The organism is Serratia sp. SM04, assembly GCF_040280225.1.
GTDB classification, from domain to species: domain Bacteria; phylum Pseudomonadota; class Gammaproteobacteria; order Enterobacterales; family Enterobacteriaceae; genus Serratia; species Serratia sarumanii.
Window position 1 is genome coordinate 217253 of record NZ_JBEOQT010000021.1, and the last position, 15064, is coordinate 232316.

General features: G+C 58.5%; 16 protein-coding genes and 1 riboswitch. Of the genes, 9 read left to right on the forward strand and 7 right to left on the reverse strand.

What is annotated here, in order from left to right; translation table 11 throughout:
• Window positions 1-187: 187 nt before the first annotated feature.
• Window positions 188-3250 (forward strand): autotransporter domain-containing protein, encoded by a 3063-nt coding sequence (locus ABTW55_RS15500; protein ID WP_060423164.1) that lies wholly within the window; start codon window positions 188-190, stop codon window positions 3248-3250.
• Window positions 3251-3395: 145 nt separating this feature from the next.
• Here the strand turns inward: ABTW55_RS15500 and rluF are convergent, their stop codons facing one another.
• Window positions 3396-4265 (reverse strand): 23S rRNA pseudouridine(2604) synthase RluF, encoded by an 870-nt coding sequence (gene rluF, locus ABTW55_RS15505; protein ID WP_060423161.1) that lies wholly within the window; start codon window positions 4263-4265, stop codon window positions 3396-3398.
• A 183-nt stretch (window positions 4266-4448) separates the two neighbouring features.
• Here rluF and ABTW55_RS15510 point away from each other — a divergent pair, with 183 nt between their 5' ends.
• Together ABTW55_RS15510 and ABTW55_RS15515 are read left to right on the forward strand one after the other, a co-directional pair.
• Window positions 4449-5003, forward strand: a complete 555-nt coding sequence (locus tag ABTW55_RS15510) for a DUF2778 domain-containing protein (RefSeq protein WP_230199962.1) — start codon at window positions 4449-4451, stop codon at window positions 5001-5003.
• Window positions 4975-5235 (forward strand): DUF1158 family protein, encoded by a 261-nt coding sequence (locus ABTW55_RS15515; RefSeq protein WP_033648856.1) that lies wholly within the window; start codon window positions 4975-4977, stop codon window positions 5233-5235. Before ABTW55_RS15510 ends, ABTW55_RS15515 begins: the two co-directional genes overlap by 29 nt.
• A gap of 6 nt (window positions 5236-5241) precedes the next feature.
• Here ABTW55_RS15515 and ABTW55_RS15520 read toward each other — a convergent pair whose 3' ends face one another.
• Window positions 5242-5691 carry a helix-turn-helix domain-containing protein gene (locus ABTW55_RS15520; protein WP_047571750.1) on the reverse strand — a complete coding sequence of 150 codons (450 nt, stop codon included), beginning with the start codon at window positions 5689-5691 and terminating at the stop codon, window positions 5242-5244.
• A 95-nt stretch (window positions 5692-5786) separates the two neighbouring features.
• Here ABTW55_RS15520 and ABTW55_RS15525 point away from each other — a divergent pair, with 95 nt between their 5' ends.
• Window positions 5787-7016 (forward strand): MFS transporter, encoded by a 1230-nt coding sequence (locus tag ABTW55_RS15525; RefSeq protein WP_060423159.1) that lies wholly within the window; start codon window positions 5787-5789, stop codon window positions 7014-7016.
• Here the strand turns inward: ABTW55_RS15525 and ABTW55_RS15530 are convergent.
• The 3 genes from ABTW55_RS15530 to ABTW55_RS15540 form a co-directional block, all read right to left on the reverse strand.
• A complete protein-coding gene (locus tag ABTW55_RS15530) occupies window positions 6993-7673 on the reverse strand; it encodes a methyltransferase (protein WP_060423156.1) in 681 nt (226 codons plus the stop codon). The two genes, ABTW55_RS15525 and ABTW55_RS15530, sit on opposite strands and share 24 nt — an antisense overlap.
• A 101-nt stretch (window positions 7674-7774) precedes the next feature.
• Window positions 7775-8200 carry a GNAT family N-acetyltransferase gene (locus ABTW55_RS15535; protein WP_033648853.1) on the reverse strand — a complete coding sequence of 142 codons (426 nt, stop codon included), beginning with the start codon at window positions 8198-8200 and terminating at the stop codon, window positions 7775-7777.
• Window positions 8201-8284: 84 nt separating this feature from the next.
• The gene (locus tag ABTW55_RS15540) at window positions 8285-8614 is read right to left on the reverse strand and encodes a hypothetical protein (RefSeq protein ID WP_072265054.1); all 330 of its coding nucleotides are present in this window, start codon (window positions 8612-8614) and stop codon (window positions 8285-8287) included.
• A gap of 616 nt (window positions 8615-9230) precedes the next feature.
• Between ABTW55_RS15540 and ABTW55_RS15545 the strand changes: the two genes are divergently transcribed.
• The 5 genes from ABTW55_RS15545 (at window position 9231) to ABTW55_RS15565 (ending at window position 13216) form a co-directional block, all read left to right on the forward strand.
• On the forward strand, window positions 9231-9497 hold the full coding sequence (locus ABTW55_RS15545; RefSeq protein WP_072265049.1) for a hypothetical protein: 267 nt from the start codon (window positions 9231-9233) through the stop codon (window positions 9495-9497).
• A 31-nt stretch (window positions 9498-9528) separates the two neighbouring features.
• Window positions 9529-10470, forward strand: a complete 942-nt coding sequence (locus tag ABTW55_RS15550; RefSeq protein ID WP_072265048.1) for a hypothetical protein — start codon at window positions 9529-9531, stop codon at window positions 10468-10470.
• A gap of 479 nt (window positions 10471-10949) precedes the next feature.
• Window positions 10950-11046: riboswitch (TPP riboswitch) on the forward strand.
• Between the two features lie 35 nt (window positions 11047-11081).
• On the forward strand, window positions 11082-11873 hold the full coding sequence (thiM, locus tag ABTW55_RS15555) for a hydroxyethylthiazole kinase (protein ID WP_060423150.1): 792 nt from the start codon (window positions 11082-11084) through the stop codon (window positions 11871-11873).
• Window positions 11873-12673 carry a bifunctional hydroxymethylpyrimidine kinase/phosphomethylpyrimidine kinase gene (gene thiD / locus ABTW55_RS15560; protein WP_060423145.1) on the forward strand — a complete coding sequence of 267 codons (801 nt, stop codon included), beginning with the start codon at window positions 11873-11875 and terminating at the stop codon, window positions 12671-12673. Before thiM ends, thiD begins: the two co-directional genes overlap by 1 nt.
• An 84-nt stretch (window positions 12674-12757) precedes the next feature.
• The gene (locus ABTW55_RS15565) at window positions 12758-13216 is read left to right on the forward strand and encodes an inhibitor of vertebrate lysozyme family protein (protein ID WP_033648850.1); all 459 of its coding nucleotides are present in this window, start codon (window positions 12758-12760) and stop codon (window positions 13214-13216) included.
• Between the two features lie 40 nt (window positions 13217-13256).
• Here ABTW55_RS15565 and gutQ read toward each other — a convergent pair whose 3' ends face one another.
• A complete protein-coding gene (gutQ, locus tag ABTW55_RS15570; protein WP_060420023.1) occupies window positions 13257-14228 on the reverse strand; it encodes an arabinose-5-phosphate isomerase GutQ in 972 nt (323 codons plus the stop codon).
• Window positions 14221-14994, reverse strand: coding sequence for a DNA-binding transcriptional repressor (locus ABTW55_RS15575; RefSeq protein WP_033635559.1), 774 nt, complete (start codon window positions 14992-14994; stop codon window positions 14221-14223). Before ABTW55_RS15575 ends, gutQ begins: the two co-directional genes overlap by 8 nt.
• Window positions 14995-15064 lie beyond the last annotated feature (70 nt).

Consider the following 15064-nt stretch of genomic DNA (forward strand, 5'->3'; position numbering starts at 1 on the left):
GGGGGCGGTATTGCCGCTTCCTGGTTTTCCATCGTCGGAGCGTCAGCGCCGGGGGGCAATAAGCTTTTGCTTCGACGATCACTAAACCGGCGTGCGCGAAATAACGCCTTACACCTCCTCTAGTGCATTGAGTTTCCCTATAACAATAAATTTCGCGCCATCACGCCAACGAGTACGGAGATAGCCCGTGAATGACAAGACATCGCATCCTTTAGCGGTTAAAACACCGCTTTCCAAACTTTACCTCGCTCTATTTTCTGCGCCGCTGTTGATGCTGGCGCCCGCCGATATCGCTCGCGCAGACGATGCCATTTTTGATGGCGACGCAAAAATTACCGAATCATTGGCCTACACCGGGGACGTTTACGTCGGCCGTAATCAAAGCGGCAACCTGCTGATCGATAATGGCAAGATCAGCGCCTATAACATCAATATCGGCCGGATGTTCAACGGCCAAATTCATGAAAGCCTGGTCACGGTCCGCGGGCCGAACGCCGAGCTGAACGCGGTGAACGATCAGTTCGTGCTGCGCGGCGGCCTGAATCTGGGGCGGGGCACCCTGCGGGTTGAAGACGGCGCGCTGGCCAGCGCGAAAGAGATCGTGGTCGGCACTACGCGTGGCTACGACAGCCACCTGATCGCCACCGGCGCCGGCTCCCGCGTCACCAGCAATTTTCTCAGCGTCGGCACCGATTTAGGGGCACGATCCACGCTGGCGATTGAAGACGGCGCGGTGCTGAACACCGCCTTTGACGCGCGCATCGGCAATGGTAGCGGGCCTGGCGAGACCGATACGCTGAGCCCGAAAGCCACGGTCACCGGGGCCAATTCCCAATGGAACGTCGGCCGCGCGCTCACGCTTTACGGCGATCTGGACGTGCTGAACGGCGGCGCGGTCAACGTCGGTAATATTCAGGTGGCGGGCATCTCCGGCGCGCGTAAAACTGCCGAGTTGACGATCGCCGGCAACGGTTCACGTGTGACCAGCGGCAGCAGCGTCAACGTCGGCGATTACGGCAATGGCGTGTTGGCGGTCATGGACGGCGGGACATTCTCCGCCGGCGGCAACGAAGTGGTGCTGGGCGAGGCCGGTTCCGGCTCGAACCGCGGTGCGCTGATTATCGGCAGCCGCGGCAACATGGATACCGGCACCGGCTTGACCGAGCCGACGCTCGGCGCGGCGGGCGCTGCAGGCACTATCGATGCCCAGACGGCGATCGCCCTGCGGGGCGGATTGTTCCGCAGCTATGTGTACTTTAACCATACCGACGGCAATTACGTCTTCAGCAACAAGATGAGCGGCGAAGGCGAGGTGATCAACACCGCCGGGCATACGACGCTGAACGGCGATCTCACTGGGCTGCAGGCCAACGTCACCGCACGCGGCGGCAAGCTCATTATCGCCAGCGACATCAACACCCAGAAAGAAGACGATATCTTCGAGATCCAAACCCTCAGCGCCGAGAACGGCGGCACGCTGATCCTCAATGCGACGGCGGGTGCCGACGTCAATAACGGGCAGGGCTACAGCAGCGCCGCGTCGATCAAGGCCGGCGGCACGCTGGGCGGCAACGGCACGCTGGGCCAGACCGAGATCCAGTCCGGCGGCCATATCTCGCCCGGCGACGGCAATATCGGCACGCTGACGCTGAAACGCTACCTGAATTTTATCGGCGAATCCTTCTACGACGTCGATATCGCCGGTGACGGCCGCAGTGACCAACTGCTGGTGGCGGGCAAAACCACCATCAGCGATCGGGCCAAGGTGCAGGTTACGGCGCTGGATCCGCAAACCAGCTATAAAACCGGCCAAAGCTACCGCATTCTGACCTCGGACGGCGGCATTGACGGCCAGTTCGCGGCGGCGGTCTCCAAGTCTGCCTTCCTCGATGTGGCGCTGAATCACAGCGCCAACGCCGTGGATCTGACCATCGCGCAGAAAGACACGGGCGGTGAAAATCCAGGCGGCGAAAACCCGGGTGGAGAAAACCCAGGCGGTGAGAATCCAGGGGGCGAGAATCCGGGCGGGGAAAACCCAGGGGGTGAAAATCCGGGGGGCGAGAATCCGGGTGGAGAAAACCCAGGGGGTGAAAATCCGGGGGGCGAGAACCCAGGCAGCGGCAAGCCGGGCATTTTCCAAACGGTGGCCGAAAGCGGCAACCAGTGGAATACCGCCGGTGCGCTCTCGACGCTGACGCAGAGCGGCCCTTCGCTGGCGCTGTACAACTCGCTGCTGCTGCTGAGTGCGCCGGAAGCGCGCGAGGCGTTTAATCAGCTGTCCGGCGAAGTCTATCCGTCGATGCAGTCTAACCTGATCGCCGGCAGCACCCAGCTGTTCAACGTGCTGAACCAGCGCATGCTGCGCCTGTTCGACAACGACAGCCTGCCGATACCGCCGTTGGCGATGTCGCTGGTGCAACCGGCGCAGGCGCAAAACAGCGGCGTCTGGGGGCAGACCTTCAGTTCCTGGGGCAAAAACAGCGGCAACGGCAACGTGGGCAAGCTGGATGGCAACACCACCGGCTTCTTGTTGGGGGCGGATCGCAAGCTGGCGGACCATAACGTGCGCATCGGCGGCTACTTCGGTTACAGCCGCGGCGACTACGACGTCGACAGCCGCCGTTCCAAGGCCGATACCGACAACTACCACCTCGGCCTGTATGCGGCGGGGCAGCAGGATGCGTTCTCGCTGCGCGGCGCGCTGGGTTACACCTGGCACAAGATCGAAGGCAAACGCAACGTCGATTTCAGCGGCTTCTCGGATCGGCTGAAGTCGGACTACGATGCCAACTCGCTGCTGGCGTTCACCGAAGCGGGTTACCGTTTCGGCCAGCCGGAGATGAACGTCGAACCGTTCATCAACCTGAGCTACATCCGTCTGCATACCGACAGCTTCCAGGAGTCGGGTGGCGCGGCGGCGCTGAGCGTGCGCAATGAAACGATGAACACCTTCTACTCCACGCTCGGGGTGCGCGGCGTGACCGAACTGCCGAAGAACGTCAGCCTCTACGGCTCGCTCGGCTGGCAGCACGCCTACGGCGATAAGAACACCTCATCGCGCATGGCGTTTGCCGGCAGCGACGCGTTCGTCACTCAGGGCCAGGCCGTGGATGACAACGTGATGGTGGGCGATATCGGCGTGAGCGTGAAACTGTCGCGCGCCGCGACGCTGGATGTCGGCTATCAGGGGCAATTCGGCGCCGATACCCGCGTTAATTCGGTCAACGCCAACCTGCGCTGGTCGTTCTGATTCTTCCTCTAGACTTCTCTGGTACTGACTGGCCCGCTTGATGCGGGCCTTTTTTATGGTGAGAACTCAGTGGCGGCCTGTGGCTGACTTTTATGATGAAAAAGCCCGCGCAACGGCGGGCTTGGCGAGAAGCGTGAGCGGGGGGTTAACGCCCTTTTTTCTTGCGCCCTGGCTGGGTAAAGCGCTTGCGGCCGGCCGGCGCAGCGGCTTTGTCGGCGCTTTTGGGGCCGCCGGCACTCGGTTTTTTCGCCGCGGCGGATTTGGCCGGGGCCTTCTTCGCCGGCTTGGCCTCGGATGAAGAGCCTTCAATCAGTTTGAACAGCTCGATCAGCTCGTCATCGGTCAGATCGCGCCATTCGCCCAGCGGCAAGCCTTTCAGGCTGACGTTCATGATGCGCGTGCGTTCCAGCTTGGTGACCTCGTAGCCGAAGTGTTCGCACATGCGGCGGATCTGGCGGTTCAGCCCCTGCACCAGCGTGATGCGGAACACGAAAGGTGCCTCTTTCTTCACCTTGCACTTTTTGGTCACCGTGCCCAGCATCGGCACGCCGGCGCCCATGCCGCGAATAAACTCGTCGGTCACCGGCTTGTTGACCGTCACCAGATACTCTTTCTCGTGATTGTTGCCGGTGCGCAGGATCTTGTTGACCAGGTCACCGTGGTTGGTCAGAAAGATCAGCCCCTGTGAATCCTTGTCCAAACGGCCGATCGGGAAAATGCGTTTGCTGTGGTTGACGAAGTCGGCGATGTTGTCGCGCTCGCCGTCTTCGGTGGTGGTGACGATGCCGACCGGCTTGTTCAGCGCGATCAGCACCAGATCTTCTTCATTGCGCGGTTCGATCAGCTGACCGTTAACCTTCACCACATCGCCGGCAAATACCTGAGCGCCAACGGTGGCGCGTTTACCGTTGATGAAAACGTTGCCCTGTTCGATGTATCGATCGGCGTCGCGGCGTGAGCAGATACCGCTCTCGCTAATGTATTTGTTCAGACGAATGGATGAGTTAGTCAGCATGGGATCTCCGTAAAACGCGGACTATACATTACCTGCAGGGGATTGCGGAAGCTGTTAGAGAATAGATGTAATAGCTCAAGGTGATGCATGCGCCATCAATGCTGATTGGGCCTTACTCATTGCTGATTCTATCATCACGAGTTAACAATATTCACAAAATCAATAAGATAGATAAAATCTTATTTGCTGGATATTATCGGTGCTCAGCCAAAGGATGGGGGAAATAAAATGCTTCGCTGCTTTTTAGTTCATAATGGAAACAAAATAAACACTCTGTTGTGTCAAGGGGTTGGGATGTTCTCTGTGTTTTCTGGCAATAAACAGTATACAAATCAACCAGGATGCACAGATGTTCCCAATAACGGGGCTATACCAGCCGGTACTTACTGGATTGTGGATCGGCCATCCGGTGGTTTAAAGTCGCAGACTATTACTTTCATAAAAGATATTGTGACCAATGTAGATCACAATAGTTGGTTTGCTTTATACAGAGATGATGGAACAGTTAACGATAGAACATGGATTAACGGCATTATGCGTGGGCAATTCAGGTTGCATCCAATCGGTCCACTTGGATTATCCGAAGGATGTGTAACCTTTTATTCCCAAAACGAATTCAATCGTCTGCGAGCTGCATTGCTGAAATCGAAAACAGCCAGAGTTCCGGGAACGACATTACAGGCATATGGGACTATCGAGGTGAAAGGCTATGAAAAAACTTGCCCTGTTGCTCGCTAACGCATTGGCTGTTGTTGGGCTGGCTGTGCTGACAATAAAGCTTTTTCCTGTACCCAGGCTAAACCAGGATCAAACCGCTTGGCTGATTGACGCCAGCGAGTTTTTCCATTTTAACGATACGGAGTGGTTTGGTGCGCTCATTTTTGGCGCGGTTTATCTGTTGGCCGGGTGTCTGGAATGGCTCTTTATCCGCCAGGTTTTTCAGCGGGTGAGCTGCGGGCACCGCCACTAACTCTCATCACCGTTCCTCCACCTTCACCACCCGGGTATTCAGCGGGGTGAGCGTCTGCCCGGCGCTGCCGATCGGCGTCAGGCGCGGGACGGGGCGGCCGCTGTCGCTTTCCACCAGCGTTGAGTGCGCTTCTCCCTCGGCGAACAGATGATCTTCCCCCCACTGGCGCAGGCCGACGATCACCGGAAACAGCGCGCGGCCTTTCTCGGTCAGCACATATTCCTGATAGGCGCTGCCGTCTGCGGCGGGCACGATTTCCAGCACGCCGTGCGTCACCAGCGCGCGCAGGCGGGTGGCAAGGATGTTCTTCGCCATCCCCAGCCCTTTTTGAAATTCGCTGAAGCGGGTGACGCCGTCGAAGGCGTCACGCACGATCAGCAGCGACCACCAGTCGCCAATCACATCCAGCGTACGCGCCACCGGGCACGGCGCGTTTTCCAGGCTTTTACGTTTCACGACGGTTATCTCCAGCTGCATATTCTGGTTGCATTATAAAACCTCCGCGCCTAAAGTTCATTGGGTTTAATAATGAAACCAGATTGAGGTGTGCGATGAGCGACAAACTGCTGGATCCCCCCTGTGCGGCGCTGGGGCGCCTGCCGGCCCCTCTGGTGCTGCTGTTGGCCGCCGCCAGCGCCTTTAGCGTGGCCAACGTTTACTATGCGCAGCCGCTGCTGGACGCCATCGCCCATGATTTTTCCATCAGTCTGGCGGCGGTCGGCATGGTGATCACCGTGACCCAACTGGGCTGCGCGCTGGCGCTGCTGTTGGTGGTGCCGCTCGGGGATCGGCTGAACCGGCATTGGTTGCTGGCGGGGCAACAGCTGGGGCTGATCGGCGCGCTGCTATTGGTGGGCTGGGCGCACAGCGCGCCCTGGCTGCTGGCGGGGATGTTGCTGGTAGGCTTATTGGGCACCGCCATGACGCAGGGGCTGATCGCTTTCGCCGCCGCCCTGGCGGCGCCGCAGGAGCGCGGGCGGGTGGTCGGCGCGGCGCAGGGTGGGGTGGTGCTGGGGCTGTTGTTGGCGCGCACCCTGTCCGGCGCGCTGGCGGACGTCGGCGGCTGGCGCACGGTGTACTTCTTCTCCGCCGGGGTGACGCTGGTATTGCTGCCGATCCTGTCTCGCCTGCTACCTGCGCCGCGCACCGCTCCCAGTACGCTGAGCTATCCCGCGCTGCTGCGTTCAATGCTGACCCTGCTGCTACATGACCGCACGCTGCAAATTCGCGGCATGTTGGCGCTGCTGATGTTCGGCGCTTTCAGCCTCTTTTGGAGTTCGCTGGTGTTGCCGCTGAGCCAGGCGCCGTTCAACTTCACCCATGCCGCGGTGGGGGCGTTCGGCCTGGTCGGCGCGGTGGGCGCGCTGGCGGCGGTGCGCGCCGGGCATCTGGCGGATCGCGGGCTGGGGCAGGCGGCCAGCGGCGTGTGTCTGCTGCTGTTGACGCTGGCCTGGCTGCCGCTCGGTTTGCTCGGCAGCGGCCTGGTTTGGCTGGTGGCGGGCATCGTGCTGCTGGATCTGGCGGGCCAGGCGATCCACGTGCTAAACCAGAGCATGATCTTCAGCGCGCACCCGCAGTCGCACAGCAGGCTGGTGGGCTGCTACATGCTGTTTTACGCCGTCGGTAGCGGGTTGGGCGCCTTTGCCGGCACCCATATGTATGCCTGGGCGGGCTGGAGCGGCGTCTGCTGGCTGGGGGCGGGCGTCAGCCTAAGCGCGTTGCTGTTTTGGCGGCTGACGCTGCGCGGCATGCCGCCCTCAGCGGCGGCGGTGGAGCAGTGAAAGCTGGAAGCCCAGCGCACCGCACAACTGCTGAGGCGCGGTGAAGCCGCTTTCCGCCAGGAGGAGACGGCTGCGTGCCGCCGTCATCGGGTGCCAGTTGCGGCGGGTGCGTTCGATCACCTCCTGCGCCTGCGCCGCCGAGTGCCCGGCGCTTTGCAGCCAATGTTGGTAGTGGCTGGCGGGCAGGCCATCCGGTTGATAGTCTAACAGCAGCAGCGGTGCGGCGGGGGAGAGGCGCTGCGCCAGCTGCTGCAGGAAATCCAGTTTGGCGCCATCGTCGGCGATAAAGTGCAGCACCAATGAGCACACCGCCGCGTCGTGGCGGGTTTGCGGCGCTTGTTGCAGCAAGGTGGGCTGGAAGCTCACCCGTTGTGCGTAACCCGCGGCTTCGGCCTTGGCACGCGCGGCCGCCAGCATGCCGGCGGAGGGTTCCACGGCGCTGAAACGCCAGCTGGCGTTGGCGGCGGCCAGCGCCTCCAGTTCACTGCCGGTGCCGCAACCGGCCAGCAACAGCGTGGCGTCATTCGGCAGCGTCTGCGCGAGCGTCGCCGTCAGCAGCGCCTGAGCAAACTGATAGCCGGGCACCAGGGTCAGAATACGGCGATCGTAGTCCGCCGCCGCGGCATCGGGGAAGCGAGTATCCGTTTGGTGTTGCATAACCTTCCTTGCCAAGTTCATTGAGAGAGACAAGGAAGGGTATGCTTAAGTGATAATGAAATCCATTATCATTAATAAGTTCTGTGACGGGAAAGGCAGCGTTAGCGGGCTGGCGAATGCAGCAGGTAATAATCTTCTTCGCCGTCGTTGCCGGTAGAGATGATGCGCCAGCCGTGTTTGCGGTAGAACGCCAGCGCCTTTTCATTCTTCACCAGGCATTTCAGCGAGCCGGTGGCGGTGAAGGTAGCTTCCGCCGCCTGCAGCAGCGCACTGCCGACGCCGCGCGGCGGCTGATGGGGATCGACATACAGGTTATGAATGAAGTTGTCTTCGCGGTAGATGGAGACGAATCCCAGCAGCGTGCCGCCGTCTTCCGCCACCCAAATCGCTTCGCCCAGCGTCGCGCCGTCGAAATCTTCCAACTGATAGTTTGAGGTATCGCGCCAGCCGAACGCCGCCTTGCGCGACGCCAAGTACAGCGTGCGCAGGAAGGGGCGATCGGTTTCTTGGTAGGGTCTTATCTGCATGGCATCTCCCGGTGGTTTGTGCTCACTATAGCGCATAGCGCTGGGAACGAACGGCCGTCGTCTTAAGCGCGTGGTGATATGTCGTCAGGTGTGCTCCGACTGCATTTTCACCCAGCACGCTTCCTGGCAGCGATTATAAAGCTGCTTTTTTCTCGGCGGGACGGCATGGCAGCCGCCGTGTACGACTTCGTAGCTTATCCAGCATTCGCGGCACAGCTCGTCGGCTTGAAAGGTATCCGACTCCATCTTGCACAAGATGATGACGCCGTTGCTGAACTGGTAAAGTATTTCGCGCTCTTCAATGACTTTTTCCTCATCAAAGAAGCGTTCGACGTTTTCCGTTTTGTTGATTACCCGCATCTGTGAAGGCTGCAGAGGTAGGTATAAAGTCGATGCATCGATAGTCCCGTCCATAATGCGTGCAGAGAGAAAAATGCCGCTTGGTCGATGTTGCCTAATCATAAGACAATCGGTGGGAAGGAAAAAGCGGCTTCGGTGTTTCGGGGAAACTGAAGTCGGAATGATGAGGACAGATGAACGCTAACGATATCTCTTACAAGTAGTGGGCTACTCGAAACTGATTGAGTAGAAATTTACAAACTATGTTGGGTATTAGTAGAAGAGTAGGACTTCCTTAGAATACTAAAAACGAGAGCTTCCTGAGTTGGGAAAATGTATGCCTATGTTTACGAAAATCTTGATATCCAGTGCTTGAGGTTTTTTGTAATAACAAACGTTGTGAATTATTTCTCACGCAACTTTCTTAGTGGTGATTTCTGACTGAAATAGTAACATTTTTAACCTACAACAATGGTAGACATGAGAGGTGTTGAATTTCGTTAGACATTATCTACTTCTCCCTCCTACCTCATGACCTTTTTATGTGATTGATTAGCTGCCTTAGTACAAATAGTCATCTTTTTCATTGGTTTTGTGAGGTTGGTCAAAAAGTCATGGAGATTTTTCTTGAAAAATAAGGTAGTGATACTCATATAGCTTTGATACTTTTCTCCTAAAGGAAAATTGATCTATGGCTAATTGTGAAGATCAACATCGATACTGGGGTTTTTTCGAACAGCTTCCTGACGATCAGGGAGGAGTAGGCAGGCATAAGTGCTGTGGTTGTGCATATGAAAGAGGATACCTGGCGGGGGTAAGAAGAGATGAAATACTTCAAATTGAATTAGATTCACTTCCTGAGAGCCAAGCTGGGAATGTACGGCATAAGAGCCCGCATGCTGCCTATGCTCAGGGCTATCTTGATGGTATTTCTGCTTCTTACGGTAATAAAAAATAGGTATAGATGTAGTTTTTATAGGGAGAAAAATATGGCCATTCGAAGAATCGCTTATGCTTATTATGATCCCCGATGGGATAAATTAACAATGCCTATTGTTGCTCTGAGCCGAACTGAGGTTGAACCTTTAGAATATGAAGAAGAAATGAAAGGGCATTTACATTGCCCCTCTTGTTATGAGCCTTTGTTAAGGGTTCCTGGAGATCCAGCAGTAGCTGTTATGGCTAATGGAGCTGATGCTCTTTTTCGTCATTTCCCTGATGAAGATGCACCATATTGCCGCTTACGGAGTGGTATTATGGTTGGAAAAAAATACGATTCAGAGGCTGAAGCAGCTAAAGCTGTTGAAGATGGTGATCTGATTATTATTAGCGGCTTTAAACAGGAAAGGCCTCAAAATACTGCTAGGCAGCAAGATGAAGAGTATGGCGAACCGGTTGAAACAGAATTTGAAAGTGAAGATGGGCCATCAGTTAACGTTCCAGCATCTCGTCATGAAGGTCAGACGTTTAATCTACCAAGTAAGATAACCAGTGTTCAATCTCTATGTGCGAATTTTCGTCAAAATTACTACCGAGATATTCATGTAGTGGTAGGAGAAAATGTGCACCAGTATGTTTTAGCAGAATGTTTGAAAGACGCTTCTGAAATAAATGCTGAAGATGACTTCCCTAGATTCTATTTTGGGGAAATTGTACGCATAGATCGGTTTGAAAATAAAAGTCATGTATTTTTAAGACACCCTAGACTTGTTGGTAACGTCGATTTTAGAATATCAGCCAGTAACGGCGATCTGGACGCTAGAGGAATTACTCAGAGTAATGCATTAAGACGAATTCTTCTATTTTTTGGAAAAATCGACCCATGTGGTGCAGGATATTGGTCTAAAGATAAAGCATGGGGGGAGGTTGGTATTCTTCCTGTGAAATATGAAAATTTTCTTCGTGCAAACTATAAACGTGATGAGAATTGATTTTTAATATAATAAACATTAGGTTTTTCTCTTGAACAGCTATTCCGGGTTATCCAATGGTTGATGGCGAGATCTAACCGAATTAATATGTCTGACAGCAAAATCCGGGATACTCCCGGCTTTTGTGAGTCCTAAACCGGAATTCTGTAGTAATGGCAAATGGTATTGGTCAGTAAAGCTGACGCAGAACTCCCCTCGTGATTATCAGTGAGCCCGCATATTTTACTACTAATCCATTGCTGGATCGCTAGAACATGCTTCTCGGCTAGTTTGGCATGCCATTCCCTTCGCTAATTTCTTCATATTCTACCGCTCATGAGAGCTTGCGTCTAAGGGATGGGGAGTTATTTGTATCACATAGATTGATATCCAATCTGCCATACATGACCTAAAAGAGCAGCTTTGCCGTTTACAAGACTTCCCGCTGGCATTACCATCCCGCTCAGGGATTAACGCAACGTTGATCACAACCTATTGATTTTCATGACTCGGGGTGCCCTTCTACGTGAAGGCTGAGAAATACCCGTATTACCTGATCTGGATAATGCCAGCGTAGGGAAGTCACGGCCGCCCAGCCGGCGCCGCCTTCTTGAACGCCGGTTGGGAGGAATATGATCGCTCGACCTGATGCACTACCCGGCGCGCGCGCCGCGGCCTGTCTGACCCAATTCCAACAGCGGCCTCCGCTGATCCACTGCCTGACCAACGAAGTGGTGCAATCGCTGACCGCCAACGTGCTATTGGCGCTCGGTGCCTCCCCGGCGATGGTGGTGGAGCCGCAAGAGGCGGCGCAGTTCAGCGCGCTGGCCGACGGCCTGCTGATCAACGTCGGTACCCTCAATGCGCTGCGCGCCGAATCGATGCGGGCGGCGGTGGCCGCCGCCAATCAGGCCGGCAAGCCCTGGACGCTGGATCCGGTGGCGGTCGGCGCGCTCTCCTACCGCACCGCCTTTGCTAAACAGCTGCTGGACGAGAAACCGGCGGCGATACGCGGCAACGCCTCGGAAATCATGGCGCTCAGCGGGTTGCTGGCCAGCGGCCGCGGCGTGGACAGCGGCGACGATTCGCTGGCGGCATTGCCCGCCGCGCGTGAGCTGGCGCAGCGCAGCGGCGCGGTGGTGGCGGTCACCGGCGCGGTGGATTACGTCACCGACGGCCAACGCGATTGGGCGATCGAAGGCGGTTCCCCGCTGATGACGCGGGTGGTGGGCACCGGCTGCGCGCTGTCGGCGGTCGTGGCAGCGTTTTGCGCCCTGCCGGGCGATCGCCTGGACAACGTGGCGACCGCCTGCCGGGTGATGTCCCACTGCGGCGGCCTCGCGGCCAGACAGGCCGGCGGGCCGGGCAGCTTTACGCCGGCGTTCCTCGATGCCCTGTATCAGCTGCGCGGGGAGGATCTGTGATGAAACGCATTAACGCCCTGACCATCGCCGGCACCGATCCCAGCGGCGGCGCCGGCATTCAGGCCGATTTGAAGGCCTTTTCTGCGCTCGGCGCCTACGGCACCTCGGTGATCACCGCGCTGGTGGCGCAGAATACCCGCGGCGTGCAGTCGGTGTATTACATCGATCCGGCGTTCGTCGCCGCGCAGCTGGACTCGGTGTTCAGCGACGTGCGCATCGACAGCGTCAAGATCGGCATGCTGGCCAACGCCGACATCGTGCAGGCGGTGGCCGAACGGCTGCGCCATTACCGGCCGGAATTCGTGGTGCTGGACACCGTGATGCTGGCGAAAAGCGGCGATCCGTTGCTGGCGCCGGAGGCGGTGGCGTCTATTCGACGCGAGCTGTTGCCGCTGGTGTCGATCATTACGCCGAACCTGCCGGAAGCGGCGGCGCTGCTGGCGTGCGCGCCGGCGGAAGATGAAGCGCAGATGCGCGAGCAGGGGCGGGCGCTGCTGGCGATGGGCTGCCGGGCGGTGCTGATGAAGGGCGGCCACCTGAGCGAAAGCGAGAGCCCGGACTGGCTGTTTACCGCAGAAGGCGAGCAGCGCTTTACCGCGCCGCGCGTCGCCACCCGCCACACCCACGGCACCGGTTGCACGCTCTCGGCCGCGCTGGCGGCGCTACGGCCGCGCCATGCCGACTGGGCGGCTACGGTAACCGACGCCAAGGACTACCTGCAACAAGCACTGCAACAGGCGGACACGCTGGAAGTGGGGCACGGCATCGGGCCGGTGCATCATTTCCACGCCTGGTGGTGAGTCAACTTTTTGCCGCAACCGTGGTCTGACTAGTTCAGGCCCGGTTTGACGGGCGAAACCTGATTTAACCTAGGGAGAAGGACTATGACGGGACACCAGGCGCTGCGTTGCGCCCTCTTCGGCGCACTGCTCAGCTTCAGCGCGGGCAGCTTTGCTCAGCAGATCGTCACCACGTCGGATTTGATTCAGCAGCCGGGGTATCAGGCCAGCTGGCAAAACATGGTGAAAGGCCAGGCGCGGATGCCGGGCTGGGCGCGCAAGGGCGTCGGCACCTCGACGCCGGCGCAGAACCTGAGCTGGAAGGGCAAAGAGTATCTGGTCGGCAACCTGTGCAAGCCGCACGACTGCGGCAACAACTTTTTGATCGTGGCGTTCAGCGCGGACAAATCCCAGGCCTGGGGCGTGCGAGTGGCGGTGGAAGACCGGCCGGAAGCCGTCGACCATCCGAAGAAATACGCCAAGTATCAGTGGCTCGGCAAACCGGATGACGACATGAAGGCGCTGCTGAAGCAGCAGTTCGAGAACAATCCCGACTGGAAATGATCTGACCGGGGGCGCCGGTGATGGCGCCCCCCGGCGTTGATCAGCCGATGCCGGCCTGATGCAGATCGTGCAGGTTGAGCGCCCCCACCAGCACGCCGTCCATATCGACCACCGGGGCCGCGCTGATGTGCTGTTCGTGCAGCGCTTCCAGCGCCTCGCCGGCGCGCCACTGCTCCGGCAGCCGATAGCCCGGGCGGGTGATTGCCGGGCTGAGCGGATCCTGCAGGCTGTTGCCCTTCACCAGCCAGCGGCGCAGGTCGCCGTCGGTAAACACGCCCACCACCCGCTGCTGCGCGTCGCAGACCGCCACTAACCCGAGCCCGGTGCGGCTCAGCTCCAGCATCGCTTCCATCACGTTGGCGCTTTCGCTCACGCGCGGCAGGCGATCGCCGGTGCGCATCAGGTGATGCACGCGGTTCAGCAGGCGCGCCCCCAGGCTGCCGCCCGGGTGCGAGCGGGCGAAATCTTCCGCGTTGAAACCGCGCTGGCGCATCAGCGCCATCGCCAAGGCATCGCCCATCATCAGGGTGTTGACCGCGCTGGAGGTCGGTGCCAGCCCCATCGGGCAGGCTTCGCGCTCGACGCCGATATCCAGCACGCAGGCGGCGGCCTGCGCCAGCGGCGACTCTTTGCCGCCGGTGACGGCGATTACCGGAATGCCGTTCTCCGCCAGCAGCGGCAGGATCAGATCCAGCTCTTTGGCGCGGCCGGAGTAGGAGATGAACACCACCACGTCGTCGGCGCCGATCATGCCGAGATCGCCGTGCAGCGCCTCCGCCGGGTGCACAAAGAACGACGGCGTGCCGGTGCTGGCCAGCGACGCGGCGATTTTCTTGCCGATATGGCCGGACTTGCCGATGCCGGAAATCACCGCTTTGCCACGGCAGTTCAGCAGCAGTTCGCAGGCGCTGACGAAGTTGTCGTCCAGGCGCGCCAGCAGGCGTTGCGCTTCGGTCAGCTCGATCTCCAGCGTTTCGCGGGCGAAGGCGAGCAGGGCGTTGGCGTTACTCATCGGGGTCTCCTACCAGAAGGATATTGATGCCTTTCGCCTGCAGCGCGGCGAGGTAATCGGGGTTGATGTCTCGGTCGGTGATCAGCGTGTCGACGGCGCTGAGTTCGCACACCACGTTCGGGCTCTTGCGGCCGAATTTCGAGGAGTCTACCAACAGAATAATGCGGCCGGCGGCTTCGCACATCGCTTTGCTGACGTTGTGCACTTCGTTGAAGGTGGTGACGCCGGCGTTGAGATCGACGCCGTCCGCGCCGATAAACAGCTTGTCGAAGCTGAACTGCTGAAACGCCGATTCGGCCAGGCTGCCGTGGAACGAGGCCGATTTTTTGCGGTAGGTGCCGCCCGGCATCAGGATGGTCTGATCGTTGTCCAGCTCCACCAGCGCGTTGACGATGGTCAGGCTGTTGGTCATCACCGTGATGTTATTGAACTGCGCCAGGTGCGGCACCATCTGCAGCACTGTGCTGCCGGCGTCGAAGATCAGCGAGTCGCCGTCGGCGATCAGCGCCACGGCGGCGCTGGCGATGTGGCGTTTTTTCTCGGTGTTGATATGGGTTTTGCGGTCGATCGGCTGATCGCCGTCGTCGCGGCTGAGCACCACGCCGCCGTAGGTACGTATCACCTCGCCTTCTTCTTCCAGCAGGGTGAGATCCTTGCGGATGGTGGTACCGGTGGTGGAGAAATGCTCGGCCAGGGCATCCACTGCCGTTTTGCCATGCCGCTGCAGATATTCAAGGATAGCGGCCTGCCGCTGCTTTGGTTTCATCGCGATTCCCGTTCACAAGAGTTGGGCATTTCCCCTCGCTGAATAATTCACTATGAAAGGTAATGTCTTT